Source organism: Acidovorax sp. IB03, assembly GCF_016406015.1.
GTDB lineage: Bacteria > Pseudomonadota > Gammaproteobacteria > Burkholderiales > Burkholderiaceae_C > Acidovorax > Acidovorax temperans.
This window is the reverse complement of sequence record NZ_JAEFCH010000018.1, coordinates 1-15,710: the sequence shown is the minus strand read 5'-3', so window position 1 is coordinate 15,710 and position 15,710 is coordinate 1. Positions and strand designations below refer to the sequence as shown.

The 15,710-nt window shown below is 66.1% G+C and carries 17 protein-coding genes and 1 riboswitch; of the genes, 15 read left to right on the top strand and 2 right to left on the bottom strand.

The genetic code is table 11. The annotated features are described in order from the left end of the window. Positions 1–148 precede the first annotated feature (148 nt). The 4 genes from IHV84_RS11610 to IHV84_RS11595 all read left to right on the top strand — a co-directional run bounded on the left by IHV84_RS11610 (position 149) and on the right by IHV84_RS11595 (position 3,249). Positions 149–1,150, top strand: a complete 1,002-nt coding sequence (locus IHV84_RS11610) for an SIS domain-containing protein (RefSeq protein ID WP_198846972.1) — start codon at positions 149–151, stop codon at positions 1,148–1,150. A 117-nt stretch (positions 1,151–1,267) separates the two neighbouring features. Next, complete coding sequence (locus IHV84_RS11605) at positions 1,268–1,816, top strand: HAD family hydrolase (protein WP_198846971.1); 549 nt, start codon at positions 1,268–1,270, stop codon at positions 1,814–1,816. Then, positions 1,813–2,433, top strand: a complete 621-nt coding sequence (gene lptC / locus IHV84_RS11600; RefSeq protein ID WP_198846970.1) for an LPS export ABC transporter periplasmic protein LptC — start codon at positions 1,813–1,815, stop codon at positions 2,431–2,433. Before IHV84_RS11605 ends, lptC begins: the two co-directional genes overlap by 4 nt. Positions 2,434–2,463: 30 nt before the next feature. Continuing rightward, the gene (locus IHV84_RS11595; RefSeq protein WP_066694650.1) at positions 2,464–3,249 is read left to right on the top strand and encodes an SDR family oxidoreductase; all 786 of its coding nucleotides are present in this window, start codon (positions 2,464–2,466) and stop codon (positions 3,247–3,249) included. Between the two features lie 117 nt (positions 3,250–3,366). Here the strand turns inward: IHV84_RS11595 and IHV84_RS11590 are convergent, their stop codons facing one another. Both IHV84_RS11590 and IHV84_RS11585 read right to left on the bottom strand, forming a co-directional pair. Then, positions 3,367–3,930, bottom strand: a complete 564-nt coding sequence (locus IHV84_RS11590; RefSeq protein WP_198846969.1) for an RNA-binding protein — start codon at positions 3,928–3,930, stop codon at positions 3,367–3,369. Between the two features lie 276 nt (positions 3,931–4,206). After that, positions 4,207–4,587, bottom strand: coding sequence for an RNA-binding protein (locus IHV84_RS11585; RefSeq protein ID WP_066783774.1), 381 nt, complete (start codon positions 4,585–4,587; stop codon positions 4,207–4,209). A gap of 235 nt (positions 4,588–4,822) precedes the next feature. Further along, positions 4,823–5,004, top strand: a riboswitch (yybP-ykoY riboswitch). Between the two features lie 18 nt (positions 5,005–5,022). Here IHV84_RS11585 and IHV84_RS11580 point away from each other — a divergent pair. The 11 genes from IHV84_RS11580 to IHV84_RS11530 all read left to right on the top strand — a co-directional run bounded on the left by IHV84_RS11580 (position 5,023) and on the right by IHV84_RS11530 (position 15,616). Beyond that, positions 5,023–5,589 (top strand): TMEM165/GDT1 family protein, encoded by a 567-nt coding sequence (locus IHV84_RS11580; RefSeq protein ID WP_198846968.1) that lies wholly within the window; start codon positions 5,023–5,025, stop codon positions 5,587–5,589. A gap of 166 nt (positions 5,590–5,755) precedes the next feature. Continuing rightward, complete coding sequence (locus IHV84_RS11575; RefSeq protein WP_066694254.1) at positions 5,756–6,883, top strand: homoserine O-acetyltransferase; 1,128 nt, start codon at positions 5,756–5,758, stop codon at positions 6,881–6,883. Further along, a complete protein-coding gene (gene metW, locus IHV84_RS11570) occupies positions 6,880–7,464 on the top strand; it encodes a methionine biosynthesis protein MetW (RefSeq protein ID WP_198846967.1) in 585 nt (194 codons plus the stop codon). The genes IHV84_RS11575 and metW overlap by 4 nt, the downstream gene beginning before the upstream one ends. 173 nt (positions 7,465–7,637) lie before the next feature. Further along, positions 7,638–8,861 (top strand): GGDEF domain-containing protein, encoded by a 1,224-nt coding sequence (locus IHV84_RS11565; protein ID WP_198846966.1) that lies wholly within the window; start codon positions 7,638–7,640, stop codon positions 8,859–8,861. A 155-nt stretch (positions 8,862–9,016) separates the two neighbouring features. Continuing rightward, positions 9,017–10,522, top strand: coding sequence for a M20 family metallopeptidase (locus tag IHV84_RS11560; RefSeq protein ID WP_198846965.1), 1,506 nt, complete (start codon positions 9,017–9,019; stop codon positions 10,520–10,522). Positions 10,523–10,553: 31 nt separating this feature from the next. Continuing rightward, complete coding sequence (locus IHV84_RS11555; RefSeq protein WP_198846964.1) at positions 10,554–11,423, top strand: alpha/beta hydrolase; 870 nt, start codon at positions 10,554–10,556, stop codon at positions 11,421–11,423. A 287-nt stretch (positions 11,424–11,710) separates the two neighbouring features. Then, the gene (locus tag IHV84_RS11550; RefSeq protein ID WP_198846963.1) at positions 11,711–12,757 is read left to right on the top strand and encodes a peptidase U32 family protein; all 1,047 of its coding nucleotides are present in this window, start codon (positions 11,711–11,713) and stop codon (positions 12,755–12,757) included. A gap of 224 nt (positions 12,758–12,981) precedes the next feature. Continuing rightward, positions 12,982–13,914 carry a U32 family peptidase gene (locus tag IHV84_RS11545; RefSeq protein WP_198846962.1) on the top strand — a complete coding sequence of 311 codons (933 nt, stop codon included), beginning with the start codon at positions 12,982–12,984 and terminating at the stop codon, positions 13,912–13,914. A gap of 36 nt (positions 13,915–13,950) precedes the next feature. After that, positions 13,951–14,502 carry an SCP2 domain-containing protein gene (locus tag IHV84_RS11540; RefSeq protein ID WP_198846961.1) on the top strand — a complete coding sequence of 184 codons (552 nt, stop codon included), beginning with the start codon at positions 13,951–13,953 and terminating at the stop codon, positions 14,500–14,502. 9 nt (positions 14,503–14,511) lie between these two features. Next, positions 14,512–14,982, top strand: coding sequence for a putative zinc-binding protein (locus IHV84_RS11535; protein WP_233099964.1), 471 nt, complete (start codon positions 14,512–14,514; stop codon positions 14,980–14,982). Further along, the gene (locus IHV84_RS11530; RefSeq protein WP_082758594.1) at positions 14,975–15,616 is read left to right on the top strand and encodes a UbiX family flavin prenyltransferase; all 642 of its coding nucleotides are present in this window, start codon (positions 14,975–14,977) and stop codon (positions 15,614–15,616) included. Before IHV84_RS11535 ends, IHV84_RS11530 begins: the two co-directional genes overlap by 8 nt. The last annotated feature ends 94 nt before the right edge of the window (positions 15,617–15,710 follow it).

Genomic DNA, 15,710 nt, shown 5'->3' with positions numbered 1-15,710 from the left:
AGCGATGCTATCCGAGCGTTACAAGTTTGCGCACCTGCCGCTGCAGCAAAGGGGCGCGGGGCAGTGCAGATCGCACCTGCGCCGCTGGCAAGACGGCCGAAAGGCCCGGCAACAGGCCGCCAGCGGCCCCGGTCGATAGAATCCTGCCATGACTGTCAGCCCCTTCACGCCCCTTCCTTTTGACACGGCGCAAGCCTTGCGCCTGGCGCGCGAGACCTTTGAAATCGAAGCCGCTGCGCTCACGGGCCTGGCGGCCCGGGTGGACGAGCGCTTTGCCCAGGCCGTGCAGATGGTGCTGGCCACCACCGGCCGCCTGGTGGTGATGGGCATGGGCAAGAGCGGCCATGTGGGCCGCAAGATTGCCGCCACCCTGGCGTCCACCGGCACCCCTGCATTCTTTGTGCACCCCGCAGAGGCCAGCCACGGCGATCTGGGCATGGTCACTGGCGCCGATGTGGTGCTGGCCATCTCCAACAGCGGCGAGAGCGGTGAACTCACCGCCATCCTGCCCGTGCTCAAGCGCCTGGGCGCACCCCTGATCGCGCTGACCGGCGGTCTGCAGTCCACCCTGGCCAAGCACGCTGACCTGGTGCTGGACTGCAGCGTGGAGCGCGAAGCCTGCCCGCTGAACCTGGCCCCCACCGCCAGCACCACCGCCCAACTGGCCATGGGCGACGCTCTGGCCGTGGCCCTGCTAGACGCCCGGGGCTTCCGCCCCGAAGACTTTGCCCGCTCGCACCCCGGCGGCTCGCTGGGCCGCAAACTGCTCACCCATGTGAGCGACGTGATGCGCAGTGGCGATCAGGTGCCCCGCGTGAGCCCCGAAGCCAGCTTCAGCGACCTGATGCGCGAGATGAGCGCCAAGGGCCTGGGCTGCTCCGCCATCGTGGACGCTGCGGGCCACATTCAAGGCATCTTTACCGACGGCGACCTGCGCCGGCGCATCGAAGCCGGGGCAGACTTGCGCGCCGCCACGGCCGCCCAGGTCATGCACCCCTCGCCCCGCCGCATCGCCCCCGACGCACTGGCCGTAGATGCCGCCGAACTGATGGAAGCCCACGGCATCACCAGCGTGCTGGTGGCCGATGCCGCAGGCGTGCTGACTGGCGTGGTCCACATTGGCGACCTGATGCGGGCAAAAGTCATATGACCCCCCTGAGTCGCTGCGCGCCTTCCCCCCAAGGGTGGACGCACCCGGTGGCCCGGCAAAGCCGGCTCCACGGGTGCGCTGGCCTGGCCCGTGCCTGTATCTCCATGGCTCCCTGACATGACCCAGCCTGTTCTGAATTTCGACCCCGAACTGCTCCTGCGTGCGCAGCCCGTGCGCGTGGCCTTTTTCGACGTGGACGGCGTGCTGACGGATGGCGGCCTGCTGTTCAGTGAAAGTGGCGAAACGCTCAAGCGCTTCCACACGCTGGACGGCCACGGCATCAAGCTGCTGCAAAAGGCTGGCATCACGCCCGCTGTGATCACGGGGCGCGACTCTGCTCCGCTGCGTGTGCGCCTGAAGGCACTGGGCGTGGAACATGCCGTGTTCGGCACCGAAGACAAACGCCCTGCCGCAGAGCAGGTGCTGGCCACGCTGGGCCTGAACTGGAGCCAGGCCGCCGCCATGGGCGACGACTGGCCCGACCTGCCGGTGATGCGCCGCAGCGCCCTGGCGTGCGCCCCGCACAACGCCCACATCGAAGTGCGCCACTGCGCGCACTACACCACCCAGGCGCGCGGCGGTGAAGGCGCAGCGCGCGAATTCTGCGATTTGCTGCTGGTGGCCACCGGGGCCTATGCAGGCCTGCTTGCAGGGTACGCCACATGATGCGCTGGGCTCAACAAGGGTGGGAACGCCTGTCGCTGTACCTGCCTGTGCTGCTGATGGGCCTGCTCGCGCTGGGCACCTGGTGGCTGGTGCGCAACGCCCCCGCGCCGCTGGCCGCGTCGCAGTCTGCGACTGCGCCCGACCAGCCCGACTATTCGATGAAAAACTTTGCGGTGAAGAGCTTTGACGCCACAGGCCGCCTGCAAAGCGAGGTGATGGGCGAAACCGCCCGCCATTACCCCGGCACCGACACGCTGGAGATCGACCAGGCCCGCATGCGCTCGGTGGCGCCCAACGGCCGCCTCACCGTCGCCCGCGCTGACCGCGCCTTGAGCAACGGCGATGGCTCCGAGGTTCAGCTTTTCGGCAACGCCGTGGTCACGCGCGAGCCCACACCAGCGGGTGGCAGTGCGTCTGCCCAGCCCCGGCTGGAGTTCCGGGGCGAATTCCTGCACGCCTTCACCCAGGAAGAAAAGGTGCGGTCCAACCGCCCCGTGCAACTCACGCGCGGCAACGACCGCTTCACCGCAGACACCATGGAATACGACAACCTCGACCAGGTGCTGCAGCTCAATGGGCGTGTGCGCGGCGTGCTGATGCCCACACCCGCCAAATAACTGCTGCGCCCGCGCCCAGCCTTTGCCGCCATGACCCAGCCCCTCGTCTTCATCACTGGCGCTTCCAGCGGAATCGGGCAGGCATTGGCCCTGCGCTTTCACCAGGCAGGTTACCGGCTGGCACTGGCGGCCCGGCGCACCTCTGAAGTCAAATCATGGGCTGACGCCCACCAGATAAGCGCCAGCAGCTACGAAATTTATAGTGCAGACGTGGCTGTGGTAGACAGCATCGTGGCAGCAGGCGCCGAATGCATCGCGCGCCAGGGCCTGCCCGATGTGGTGATTGCCAACGCAGGCATCAGCGTGGGCATGGACACCGCCGTGCGGGAAGACCTGGACGTCATGGCCCGCACCTTCGCCACCAACAACCTGGGGCTGGCAGCCACCTTTCACCCCTTCGCTCAAGGCATGACCGAGCGCCGCAGCGGCACCCTGGTGGGCATCGCCAGCGTGGCAGGCATTCGCGGGCTGCCCGGCCACGGCGCCTACTGCGCCAGCAAGGCTGCGGTGATCAGCTACTGCGAGAGCCTGCGCGGTGAAATGCGCCCATTCGGCGTGCGCGTGGTCACCCTCTCGCCAGGCTACATCGACACGCCGCTGACCCGGTCCAACCGGTACAGCATGCCCTTCCTGATGCAACCCGAGGACTTCGCCGAGCGCGCTTACCAGGCAATTGCCGCTGGTGTCAGCTACCGCGTCATCCCCTGGCAAATGGGAGTCGTCGCCAAATTGCTGCGTGCGCTGCCCAATGCCCTCTTCGACAAACTGCTGGCCGGCAGGCCCCGCAAACGCCGACAGACCGAAGCCGGGCAGTGAACGACGCCTTCATTTGAGGGCTTGCCACCAGCTGCGGGCGAGGGCTCACACAGGTTCAGGCAACAAAAAAGCCCCCGAAGGGGCTTGTTGCTTTAGCGCAGAAGCGCCGGGCGAGGATCAGTAGCCACCGCCGTTGCCACCACCGTAACCGCCGCCGCCGTTGCGACCGCCGTTGCGTGGGCCAGAGCCGTAGGGGCTGCGGAAGCCACCGTCACCACGGCCACCGCCGTAGCCGCCATCGCCACGGCCGCCGCCACCGCCGTAACCCCCACCGCCGCCTTCGCGGCCACCACCGTAGCCGCCACCTTCACCACGGCCACCGCCGTAACCGCCACCGCCTTCACGGCCACCACCGTAGCCGCCGCCACCGCTGCGGCCACCGCCAAAACCACCACCGCCGCCGCCGAAGCCGCCAGTGCGTGGGGGACGGGGTTCCATGGGACGGGCTTCGTTCACGACGATGCTGCGGCCGCCCAGGGGCTGACCATTCATGCCGTTGATGGCAGCTTGCGCTTCGGCATCGCTGGCCATTTCCACAAAGCCGAAGCCTTTGGAACGGCCGGTGTCGCGCTCCATCATGACCTTGGCGCTGGTCACGGCACCGAACTGGCCAAAAGCCTGTTCCAGATCGCTGTCGCGCACCGAGTAAGGCAGGTTGCCGACGTACAGTTTGTTGCCCATCGAGGGACTCCTAAAAAACACATAAATAAAGCGATGGAGTCCCGAAAACGCAGCCAGCTAATCTCAATGACGCTCTCAGCGCGAAACTGACGGATCACCGCAAACCTTGGACGAGAAAAACCCGCGCTGGCATTATGCGCCACAAATTTAAAAAAAAAGCAAGGGACTTCCCCGGAAAAAGCAAGTGTGGCGGCAAAGTCTCAGACAACAAAAAAGGAGCCCTGAGGCTCCTTTGATTGTGCGAAGGCAGACACTGTCTGCCTTGCATGCGAGTGCTTAGTAACCGCCGCGGCCGCCGCCGTAGCCGCCACCACCGCCGCCGTAGCCGCCGCCACCGCTGCGACCACCGCCGCCGTAGCCGCCACCACCGTTGCCGCCGCCGAAGCCACCGCTACGGGGAGGACGTGGTTCCATAGGACGGGCTTCGTTCACGACCAGATCACGGCCGCCGAAGTTTTGACCATGCACGCCTTGGATGGCAGCTTGTGCTTCGGCATCGCTGCCCATTTCGACAAAACCGAAACCCTTGGAGCGGCCGGTATCACGCTCCATCATGACCTTGGCGCTGCCAACCGAGCCGAACTGGCTGAAAGTCTGCTCCAGGTCTTGGTCGCGGAAGGAATAGGGCAGGTTGCCCACGTAAAGTTTGTTGCCCATGAGGGACTCCTGAAAAAACATGAAAACGCGATGGAGCCCGACGCAATCAACAAACCTGTGACGACTTCAAAGACGCGAAACTGACCAATCACCGCTTACTTCGGTGCCTTTGCGCGTTGCAAAGCTCGGCTTAAAGGCGAATCCATTATCAATCACTTTATGGTGATTGGTGGTTTTTTATTTCTCAACCGTGTTTTTTAAGCTAGGGGTAAATAGGCATTGCGTGCGTTAAAATGCCGGGGTCTTTGGGGAGTAGCCCGCCGGTAGTGCAATGCGCCGGGGCATGCGTCAACACACTTGGGTTTCTTGAAAACCTATGGCGTATGCGGCTTGAATGCTGGGCGAGACCATTGACTGCATGCCGATCCAATGGCCGGAGTCGGGGTGCAGTCAATGCGCGTCTCAACCAATCCGGCCGGATTGAAAAACCCCACCATGCAAGCCTTTTTTGTTTCAACCGCCATCGTCGCCCTGGCCGAGATGGGCGATAAGACCCAGCTGCTCGCATTGGTATTGGCAGCCCGTTTCCGCAAACCCTGGCCGATTGTTCTGGGCATTTTGGTGGCCACGCTGGTCAACCATGGACTGGCTGGCGCGGTGGGCGCCTGGGTCACGACCTTCATCGGCCCGCAGATGTTGCGCTGGATTCTGGGCGCCTCGTTCATCGCCATGGCGGCGTGGATGCTGATCCCCGACAAGCTCGACGAAGGCGATGCCGATGGCAAGCCCCGCTGGGGCGTGTTCGGCACCACGCTGGTGGCGTTCTTCCTGGCAGAGATGGGCGACAAGACACAGATTGCCACCGTCATGCTGGCCGCGCAGTACAACGCCTACCTGTGGGTGGTGGCCGGCACCACGCTGGGCATGATGATTGCCAATGCACCAGTGGTGTGGCTGGGCGACAAGATCACGCGCAAGGTGCCCATTCGCGCGGTGCATCTGATCTCGGCAGTGATCTTCCTGGTGCTGGGCCTGCTGGCCATTTTTGCGCCCGCAACTTGATCCAGTCGGGGTGATGGCAGGCACACAGGCCAGTCAAACCGGCGCGCTTTTGGTATATTTGCCGAACGCGCCGATTTGCCACAGCTTGCGGGCGCTTTATAAATCCTGCTAAAGACCCGTCCGACATACCCGCCCGGCCTCGTTTTTAGCGATGTCGGGTTTTTTTATGTCGTTCATTGCCACGCCCCAGTCCATGCACTTTCCGGAGGCCCTCACGCTGCAAAGCGGAGCGTCCATCCGCGACTATCACCTGGCCTTCGAGACCTACGGCACGCTCAATGCCGACAAGTCCAACGCCGTGCTGGTGTGCCATGCCCTCAACGCCTCGCACCACGTTGCGGGTGTGTACGAGGGCCAGCCCAAGAGCGAGGGCTGGTGGGACAACATGATCGGCCCCGGCAAACCGGTGGACACGAACCGCTTTTTCGTCATCGGCGTGAATAACCTCGGCTCGTGCTTCGGCTCCACCGGCCCCATGCACACGCACCCTGACACAGGCGAAATCTACGGCGCAGACTTTCCGGTGGTGACGGTGGAAGACTGGGTCAACGCCCAGGCCCGCCTGCTCGACCGCCTGGGCATACAGCAGCTCGCCGCCGTGCTGGGTGGCAGCCTCGGCGGCATGCAGGCACTTTCGTGGACGCTGCAGTACCCCGAGCGCATGCGCCACGCCGTGGTGGTGGCCAGTGCGCCCAACCTCACGGCCGAGAACATTGCCTTCAACGAGGTAGCCCGCCGCGCCATCGTCACGGACCCGGACTTCCACGGCGGCCACTTCTACCGCCACGGCGTGATCCCCAAGCGCGGGCTGCGCATTGCGCGGATGATCGGGCACATCACGTACCTGAGCGACGACGTGATGAACGAGAAGTTTGGCCGCCAGCTGCGCGAGGGCATGGACCTGAAATACAGCACGCAGGACATTGAATTTCAGATTGAAAGCTACCTGCGCTACCAGGGCGACAAGTTCAGCGAATACTTCGACGCCAACACCTACCTGCTGATCACCCGGGCGCTCGACTACTTCGACCCCGCCCGCGCACACGCCAACAACCTCACCCTGGCGCTGGCGCGTGCACAGGCCAAGTTCCTGCTGGTGAGCTTCACCACCGACTGGCGCTTCTCGCCCCAGCGCAGCCGCGAGATCGTCAAGGCCCTGCTCGACAACCGCCGCCGCGTGAGCTACGCCGAGATCGACGCCCCCCACGGGCATGATGCCTTTTTGCTCGATGACGCCCGTTACATGAGCGTAATGCGCTCTTATTTCGATAGCATTGCAAAGGAGTTTGCATGAGCGAACAATCCACCATGGAAGCCCTGGCGCGCCTGGTGCCCCACGGCTCGCGCGTGCTGGACCTGGGCTGCGGCAACGGGGCCATGCTGTCTTACCTGCAGCGCGAGCGCGGCTGCACCGGCTATGGCGTGGAGATTGACGACGCCAACGTGCTGGCCTGCGTGCAGCGCGGGGTCGATGTGATCCAGCTCAACCTGGACGAAGGCCTGGCCATGTTTGGCGACAACAGTTTTGACGTGGTGCTGCAGATCGATACGCTGCAACACCTGCGCAACGCCGAAGTGATGCTGCGCGAGACCGCCCGTGTGGGCCGCACCGGCGTGGTGGCCTTCCCCAACTTTGCGCACTGGCCCAACCGGCTGTCCATCCTGCAAGGGCGCATGCCCGTCACGCGCCGCCTGCCCTACCAGTGGTACGACACGCCCAATATCCGCGTGGGCACGTACAAGGATTTTGAAGTGCTGGCACACAAGAACCGCCTGCGCATCCTCGACTCGTTCGGGTTGCAGGACGGGCGCGAAGTGCGCTGGCTACCCAATGCACGGGCGGGCACGGCCGTGTTCCTGTTTGAAAACGCCTGACAGCGTAGCGCCACGCGCTATAAAAACAGTAGCTCCTAGCGCAACTTCTTATTGCCCTGCACGCTGATTTCGTGCCAGCATGTCTACGCTGGAATGCGCCTGACAAGCACGCACGCAGTCGGCCTGTTTGGGGCACCCCACTCTCCAACGCACATTCATTGACCTGCCCTTCCATGGCCCTGGCTTTCGCACACGTTCCCACGATGCTGGCGATGATCATCCTGTCGTCCCTGACGACGGCCGGTGGCATGGCCGTGGTGGGCGCAGAGCGGCGCCACGATGGGGTGCAGTGGTGGGCGCTGGGGCTGCTGTTCAATGCGGTGGCGCATTTGCTGTTTGCATTGCGCGGCACCATCCCTGACATCTTCTCCATTGTCCTGGGCAACACCTTGCTGATGGGGGTCTACCTGTCCCTGCTGGCGGCGGTGTTGCAGTTCCAGGGGCGCAGACTGCCGCGCACCGCCGCAGTGGCGCTGCCGCTGTTAATGGCTGGCTGCATGGCCTTGCTGGCAGACAGTTACGCCGCGCGCGTGGTGGTGGCCGGGCTGCTGCTGAGCTCCATGAACCTGTGGCTGCTGAGCTGCCTGCTCACCCGCTGGAAGACCATGGGCGGGCGCGGCGCATGGCTGGTGGTGGGGGCGCTCGGCTTTCAGACGCTGGTGTTTGGGCTGCGCATAGGCCTGGTGGGCATCAGCTCCTGGGTGGGCGCGGAGCTGATGCAGTCCAGCGCCGTGCAAACCCTCACCTTCATGAGCACCTTTGCGGTGGTGCTGGTCGCTTCCATGGGGTTTGTTTTCATGGCCCGCGACCGGGCAGATGAAGACAACCGCCGCTTGGCCGCCGTGGATTCACTCACTGGCGTGGCCAACCGGCGCGCGGTGATCGCAGCGCTGGACCGCGATGTCGCCCGCTCCATCCGCACCCATGAACCCATGGCCTTGATGATGGTGGACATCGACCACTTCAAGAATGTGAACGACCGCTACGGCCACCAGGCGGGCGACAAGGTGCTCTGTAGCGTGGTGGAGGTGCTGCGCGAACGGGTGCGGTCACAAGACCTGGTGGGCCGCTACGGCGGTGAGGAGTTCATGGTGCTGCTGCCCGACACCACAGCCAAGGGCGGCGACCTGCTGGCACAGCAATTGTGCGATGCCGTGCAGGCACTGAGGCTGGAGCACGAAGGCCAGCCCATTCCCGTGACAGTGAGCATTGGCGTATACGGCGGCCGGCTGCAGCCCGGCGACCATTGGGACATGCTGATCTCTGCCGCCGACCGGGCTTTGTACGAGGCCAAGGATCGGGGGCGCAACCGCGTGGAAGTGGTGGAGGCGTTGCGCCGCCCCGCATCGCTGGTCACCGCCAACTCGGGCCCCGAAACACAGCCAGCGCTTTTCTGAGAACTGGTTTGGAACGGGGTCTTAGAACCCTCGTCGCCTTCACGCACCTGGCCGGTGTGCCCCAAGGCGCCGTCGGAATAGCGCTGCGCCTTGGCGGCCTGGGCCGGCTTGTGTTGGAATGGCGTTTTTGCAATGCCCACTGACAGGAGCCCGCCATGAATGCCCGCGTACGCCCCATCGCCCTTGAACCCGCACTGGCACTTGATCGGGTAAGCCAGGCGTGGGACAGCGACATCGTGCGCCAGCTCACCGACTACATCGCCATTCCGGCCAAGTCGCCCATGTTTGCGGCCGACTGGGCCGAACAGGGTCTGCTGGACACCGTGGTGCGCAACGCCGCCGCCTGGGTCGAGTCACAAAAAGTGGCAGGTCTTACGCTCGAAGTCGTGCGCCTGCCAGGCCGCACCCCGGTGCTGTTCTTCGAGATCGAAGCCACCCAGGCCCACGCCCCGCAAACGGTGCTGATGTACGGCCACCTGGACAAACAACCCGAATTCAGCGGCTGGCGCAGCGACCTGGGCCCCTGGACGCCCAAATATGAAGACGGCAAGCTCTACGGCCGGGGCGGCGCAGACGACGGCTACGCGGTGTACGCCAGCATTGCCGCCGTGCAGGAATTGAAGCGCCAGAACGTCCCCCACCCCCGCATCGTGGGCCTGATCGAGACCTGCGAAGAAAGCGGCTCGCGCGACCTGATGCCCTACATCGACGCCCTGCGCCCCCGCCTGGGCGATGTGGGCCTGGTGATCTGCCTGGACAGCGGCGCCGGCAACTACGACCAGCTGTGGCTCACCACCAGCCTGCGCGGCATGGCCAGCGGCACGCTCAAGGTCGAGATCCTGACCGAAGGCATCCACTCGGGCGACGCGTCCGGTCTGGTGCCCTCCTCGTTCCGCATCATGCGCCAGGTGCTCGACCGGCTGGAAGACAGCAAGACTGGCCGCCTGCTGCCCCAGAGCTTCCATTGCCAGGTGCCTGCCGACCGGCTGGCCCAGGCGCAGGCCACCGCCGCCATCCTGGGTGAAGAGGTGTACCGGCGCTTTCCGTGGGCACACTACGACTGCGGCGGCTCCACCACCTTTGCGCTGCCCACCACCACTGACCCGGTGCAGGCCCTGCTCAAGCGCACCTGGGAACCAACCCTCAGCGTGACGGGTGCCGAGGGCTTTCCCACGCTGCAAGACGCAGGCAACGTGCTGCGCCCCTACACCGCCTTCAAGCTCAGCCTGCGCCTGCCCCCGCTGGTAGATGCCGCCCAGGCCGTGCAAGAGCTCAAAGCCCTGCTCGAAGACAACGCGCCCTACCAGGCCAAGGTCACCTTCGAAAGCCTGAGCGGCGCCACGGGCTGGAACGCCCCGGCCACCACGCCCTGGTTTGAGCGGGCGCTCAACGAAGCCTCGCAGGCGCACTTTGGCGCGCCCTGCGGCTACATCGGCCAGGGCGGCACCATCCCGCTGATGAACATGCTCAGCGAAGGCTTCCCCACCGCGCAGATGATGGTGTGCGGCGTGCTGGGCCCCAAGAGCAATGCCCACGGCCCCAACGAGTTCCTGCACGTGCCCTACGCCAAGCGCCTCACCGCCTCGGTGGCGCATGTGATGGCCGCCATGGCCCAGGCACAGGCCGCACAGCAAGGCGCTGCGCCTGCCGCAGCCCCCTGATCGTCGTAACCCCATAGCTTCCAGCGCCGGTATGCCCCAACAGTTCGCATCCCCCGCCCTCAGCCCCTTCACCGCTGCCGATGGGGAAAACCTGGCACTGCACGAATGGCCCGTGGCCGCCGACACCCCCCTGCGCGGCCTGGTGGTGCTGGTGCACGGCCTGGGCGAGCACGCTGGCCGCTACGGCGCGGTGGCCGAGCAGCTCAACACCTGGGGCTTTGCCGTGCGCGGCTACGACCACTACGGCCACGGCGAATCCGCCGGGCCACGTGGCGGTCTGAACAACGACACGCGGCTGCTGGACGACCTGGCCGACATGATCGAATGCACCCGCGCCCGCCTGCCGCCCGGCCTGCCGCTGGTGCTGCTGGGCCACAGCATGGGCGGCCTGGTGGCGGCGCGGCTGGTGTCGCTGAACCTGTGCCCGGTAGATGCGCTGGTGCTGTCATCGCCCGCGCTGGATGCAGGCCTGAGCCCGGTGCAAAAGCTGCTGGTGTCCACGCTGCCCAGCATTGCGCCCAACCTGCGCGTGGGCAATGGCTTGGACGCCAACTACCTCTCGCACGACGCGCAGGTGGTGGCCGACTACCAGGCCGACCCGCGCTGCCACGACCGCATCAGCGCCCGCCTGGCGCGCTTCATTGCCACCGCAGGCCCCGCCACCGTGGCCGCTGCACCCACCTGGGCGGTGCCCACATTGCTGATGTGGGCGGGGGCCGACCGGCTGGTGAGCCCCGCAGGCAGCCAGGCCTTTGCGCAGGCCGCGCCGCCAGCCGTGGTGCAGTCGCACTGCTTTGAAAACGCCTTCCACGAGCTGTTCAACGAAACGCCCGAGTACGCCACGCCGGTGTTCGACACGCTGCGCGAATGGCTGCTGGCGCGCTTTGCCGTGCGGTATTGACGCAGGCATTTGCAATCAAATCAGCCTCTAGCGCTTTATCAGCAAGCGCAGGCAGCTATATTTTTCATAGCATCTTGCCGTGAACAGCCCAGGTCAACGGGCACGCAACGCCCCGTGACCGGGTGGCGAAGGCGGGCCAGCCAGACCCGCCCAGGTCAAATCCCGATTAAATTTGTCTGACATTGTGCGCACCGGTTGATGAAGATCAGCGGCTGCGCGCGCAGGGCTCACTATGGTGGCGGCCAATGCCTTGGCACCATGCCGGTGCTGGCGATGAAACGCTTGCCATGGAACCCTTGACCCCTGCTGCAAACACCCCCACCGCAGCCCCTGCCCCTGAACTGGTCTGCCCCGCCGGCAGCCTGCCCGCCCTGAAGGCCGCCATCGACCACGGTGCCGACTGCGTGTACCTGGGCCTGCGCGATGCCACCAACGCCCGCAACTTTGCCGGGCTGAACTTTGACGAAGCCGCCATTGCCAGCGGCATTGCCTACGCCCACCAGCGCGGGCGCAAGGTGTTCATGGCGCTGAACACCTACCCGCAGGCCGCCAACCCCGGCCCCTGGCGCAGCGCGGTGGACAAGGCCGTGGACATGGGGCTGGACGCCGTCATCCTGGCCGACCCCGGCCTCATGCAATACGCCGCCCAACACCACCCGCAGCTGCGGCTGCACCTGTCGGTGCAGGGCTCGGCCACCAACTTCGAGGCCATCAACTTCTACCGCGAGCAGTTTGGCGTGGTGCGCGCCGTGCTGCCCCGCGTGCTGTCGATGGAGCAGGTGCGCCAGGTGATCGAGCGCACGCCGGTCGAGATCGAGGTCTTCGGCTTTGGCAGCCTGTGCGTGATGGTGGAGGGCCGCTGCGCCCTGTCGTCGTACGTGACGGGCGAATCGCCCAACACCCACGGCGTGTGCTCACCGCCCAAAGCCGTGCGCTGGCAGGAAACCCCGCAGGGCCTGGAATCGCGCCTGAACGGCGTGCTGATTGACCGCTACGCCCCCGGCGAAAACGCGGGCTACCCCACGCTGTGCAAGGGCCGCTTTGATGTGGGCGACGAAGAGAACTATTACGCCATCGAAGAACCCACCAGCCTGAACACGCTGGAGCTGCTGCCCCAGCTCGCCAAGATCGGCGTGCGCGCCATCAAGATCGAAGGCCGCCAGCGCAGCCCCGCCTATGTGGCCGACGTGACGCGGGTGTGGCGCGAGGCCATCGACCACTGCATGGCCCAGCCCCACCGCTACGCCCCCAAAACCCACTGGATGGCCCAGCTCGACCAGGTGGCCGAGGGCCAGCAGCACACGCTGGGCGCCTACCACCGCCCCTGGAAGTGAAATGGTTAGGCGACAACCCCCTGAGCCGCTGCGCGGCTTCCCCCTTCTCTCTACGCGCTTCGCGCTAGGGGAAGGGGGACGGCGCCAGCGCACGCCAGCGAAGCGCCGCATACGCGGCGGGGCGGCCCTTGCGCGGCACCCCCTGGCCTGGATCGCGCCAGACCGCAGGTCGGTGCGCCGCTTTGAATCTGAAATACCCCGATGAAACACCGGAGTCCCCCACCATGAAAATCACCCTGGGCCCCCTGCAGTACTACTGGCCACGCAACAGCGTCCTTGCGTTCTACGAAGCCATGGCCGACACGGCCGTGGACGAGATCTACCTGGGCGAAACAGTCTGCTCGCGCCGCCACGAACTGCGCCTGTCTGACTGGCTGGGCCTGGCCCGGCACCTGCAGGGCAAGGGCAAGCAGGTCGTCATGTCCAGCCAGGTGCTGCTCGAATCGGGCTCGGATGTGGCCTGGCTGCACAAGCTGGCGGCCAATGGCGAGTTCACCGTGGAAGCCAACGACATGGGCGCCGTGCATTGCCTGGCGGGCAAACAGCCCTTTGTGGCCGGGCCGCACCTGAACCTCTACAACCCCCAGGCGGTGCAATGGATGGCCCAGCTCGGCGCCAGCCGCTGGGTGATGCCGCTGGAAATGCGCCACCAGGACCTGGCCGTGGTGCAGGCCGCGCGCCCCGCAGGCCTGCAGACCGAGGTGTTTGCCTACGGGCGGCTGCCGCTGGCGTACTCGGCCCGCTGCTTCACCGCGCGGCACTACAACCTGCCCAAGGACGACTGCCGCTTCAGCTGCATGGAACACCCCGACGGCCTGCCCATGCGCACGCGCGAGAAGGAAGGTTTTCTGGTGCTCAACGGCACGCAAACGCAGTCGGCCCGCGTCTACAACCTGCTCGAAGAACTGCCCCAGATGCAGGCCATGGGCGTGGACCTGGTGCGCCTGAGCCCCCAGCCCCAGCACATGGAGCAGGTGATTGCCTTGTTCGACGAAGTGCGCCGCCAGCCAGCCAACGCCGCGCACGCCCAACACCGCATCCTGCCGCTGATGCCCGACTGGCCGTGCAACGGCTTCTGGCACGGCCGCCCCGGCCTGGAGCAAGGCCGCAGCGACCTGCACACGGCACAGCACCACACCGAACGCTCCGCCGCCTGAAGGCGCAGCCGCCCCACCCCTTACGTCTGGATTGCCATGCACCCACCCGCCCATTCCCCCACCCCCCGCCACGCCACCCAGGGCAGCGCTGGCGCCGCCGCACCGCGCCAGTTGCCTGCACCCGTGGGCGCCCTGCTCTCGCGCCTGCCCGCCTACCCCGGCTCGGTGCTGCTGGTCACCGCGCTGAACCTGGCCCTGGCGCGCCACCTGCCCGCCGACGTGCTGGCCCTGCTGCTGCGCCGCAAGCTGCGCATTGAGGTGCGCGATGCCCGCGTGGCGTTTGACTTTGCCTGGAACGGCCAGCGCTTTGCCCCCTGCAACCCGCCCGGCGTGGGCAGCGCAACCGGCCCGCTCACCCCACAGGCGCCAGACCTCACCATCAGCGCCAGCGCCCACGACTTCATGCTGCTGGCCCAGCGCAAGCAAGACCCCGACACCCTGTTCTTCAGCCGCCGCCTGTCCATGCAGGGCGACACCGAACTGGGCTTGGTGGTAAAGAACGCCCTGGACGCGCTGGAGCTGCCCGTGCTCGACCCCGCGCAATGGACACCCCGCGCCGTGCTGGCGCGCCTGCTGCCCAAGCCTTGAGGAGCCCCCATGAACACCGAACCCGGCGACCTGCGCCCCCCCGCGGCGGCCACAGCGCCCACCAATTGCGCAGCCCCCGCGCCCATCGTGTATTCGTGCTCCGGCTGCTCCAGCGCCGCGCAGCTGGCCAACCATGTCGCCCTGCGGCTGGACCGCTGCGGCGCCGCCGAGATGTCGTGCATCGCAGGCGTGGGCGGCGATGTGCCCCACCTCATGAAAACCGCGCGCTCGGGCCGCCCCATCATTGCGCTGGATGGCTGCCCGCTGGTCTGCGTGAAAAGCACGCTGGCCCGCCACGGCATCGAGCCTGCACGCCACTACCAGCTGCAGCAATACGGCGTGAAGAAACGCGCCCATGAAGACTTCGACCCCGCCCAGGCCGCCCTGGTGCTGGAGCGCGTGCTGGACGATCTTCACTACGAGCCCCTGACGGGCGCGCCCACTGCTGCACAGCCCCGCCGCGAGACTGCCCATGGCTGATGCCGAGGCCGCCCCCAGCAGCGCCGTGGCCCGCACCTTGAACCGCATCGTGGTCGGCATCTCGGGCGCCAGCGGCGCCATCTACGGTGTGCGCCTGCTGCAGGCCCTGCAAGGCCAGCCGGGCGTTGAAGCGCATGCGGTGGTGTCCGACGCAGGCTGGCGCACCCTGCAGCACGAATGCGGTGTGGACGGCCCCGCCGCGCTGCAGGCCCTGGCCCCCGGCCACCAGTTGCACGATGTGCGCAACGTGGGCGCCACGCTGGCCAGCGGGTCCTTTCGCAGCCACGCCATGGTGGTGGCGCCCTGCTCCATGCGCACCCTGGCCGCGATTGCCCACGGGCTGAGCGACAACCTGCTCACCCGCGCGGCGGACGTCATGCTCAAAGAGCGCCGCAAGCTGGTGCTGATGGTGCGCGAAACCCCGCTGCACCTGGTGCACCTGCGCAACATGCTCACCGTCACCGAGATGGGCGCCATCTGCTGCCCGCCCCTGCCCGCCTTCTACCAGCACCCGCGCAGCGTGCAAGACGTGGTGGACGCCAGCGTGGCCCGCGTGCTCGACCTCATCGACGTGCCCCACACCCTGGCCACGCGCTGGGCCGGGCTGCCTGCCCCACTGGCCACCGCCTCTTAACTATCAATTTCATAGCTGCTGGCGCTTATTCAATAAGCGCTAGTGTCCTGAGTTAAAAATTCATTGAATTATTTTCCCTAACGGTGATCAGTCG

Coding starts and splice junctions, on each gene's coding strand:
- IHV84_RS11530 (WP_082758594.1), top strand. CDS start 14,975: ATGGCTGATGCCGAGGCCGCCCCCAGCAGCGCCGTGGCCCGCACCTTG.
- IHV84_RS11565 (WP_198846966.1), top strand. CDS start 7,638: ATGGCCCTGGCTTTCGCACACGTTCCCACGATGCTGGCGATGATCATC.
- IHV84_RS11555 (WP_198846964.1), top strand. CDS start 10,554: ATGCCCCAACAGTTCGCATCCCCCGCCCTCAGCCCCTTCACCGCTGCC.
- IHV84_RS11590 (WP_198846969.1), bottom strand. CDS start 3,930: ATGGGCAACAAACTGTACGTCGGCAACCTGCCTTACTCGGTGCGCGAC.
- lptC (WP_198846970.1), top strand. CDS start 1,813: ATGATGCGCTGGGCTCAACAAGGGTGGGAACGCCTGTCGCTGTACCTG.
- IHV84_RS11550 (WP_198846963.1), top strand. CDS start 11,711: ATGGAACCCTTGACCCCTGCTGCAAACACCCCCACCGCAGCCCCTGCC.
- IHV84_RS11580 (WP_198846968.1), top strand. CDS start 5,023: ATGCAAGCCTTTTTTGTTTCAACCGCCATCGTCGCCCTGGCCGAGATG.
- IHV84_RS11585 (WP_066783774.1), bottom strand. CDS start 4,587: ATGGGCAACAAACTTTACGTGGGCAACCTGCCCTATTCCTTCCGCGAC.
- IHV84_RS11540 (WP_198846961.1), top strand. CDS start 13,951: ATGCACCCACCCGCCCATTCCCCCACCCCCCGCCACGCCACCCAGGGC.
- IHV84_RS11535 (WP_233099964.1), top strand. CDS start 14,512: ATGAACACCGAACCCGGCGACCTGCGCCCCCCCGCGGCGGCCACAGCG.
- IHV84_RS11610 (WP_198846972.1), top strand. CDS start 149: ATGACTGTCAGCCCCTTCACGCCCCTTCCTTTTGACACGGCGCAAGCC.
- IHV84_RS11545 (WP_198846962.1), top strand. CDS start 12,982: ATGAAAATCACCCTGGGCCCCCTGCAGTACTACTGGCCACGCAACAGC.
- IHV84_RS11595 (WP_066694650.1), top strand. CDS start 2,464: ATGACCCAGCCCCTCGTCTTCATCACTGGCGCTTCCAGCGGAATCGGG.
- metW (WP_198846967.1), top strand. CDS start 6,880: ATGAGCGAACAATCCACCATGGAAGCCCTGGCGCGCCTGGTGCCCCAC.
- IHV84_RS11605 (WP_198846971.1), top strand. CDS start 1,268: ATGACCCAGCCTGTTCTGAATTTCGACCCCGAACTGCTCCTGCGTGCG.
- IHV84_RS11575 (WP_066694254.1), top strand. CDS start 5,756: ATGTCGTTCATTGCCACGCCCCAGTCCATGCACTTTCCGGAGGCCCTC.
- IHV84_RS11560 (WP_198846965.1), top strand. CDS start 9,017: ATGAATGCCCGCGTACGCCCCATCGCCCTTGAACCCGCACTGGCACTT.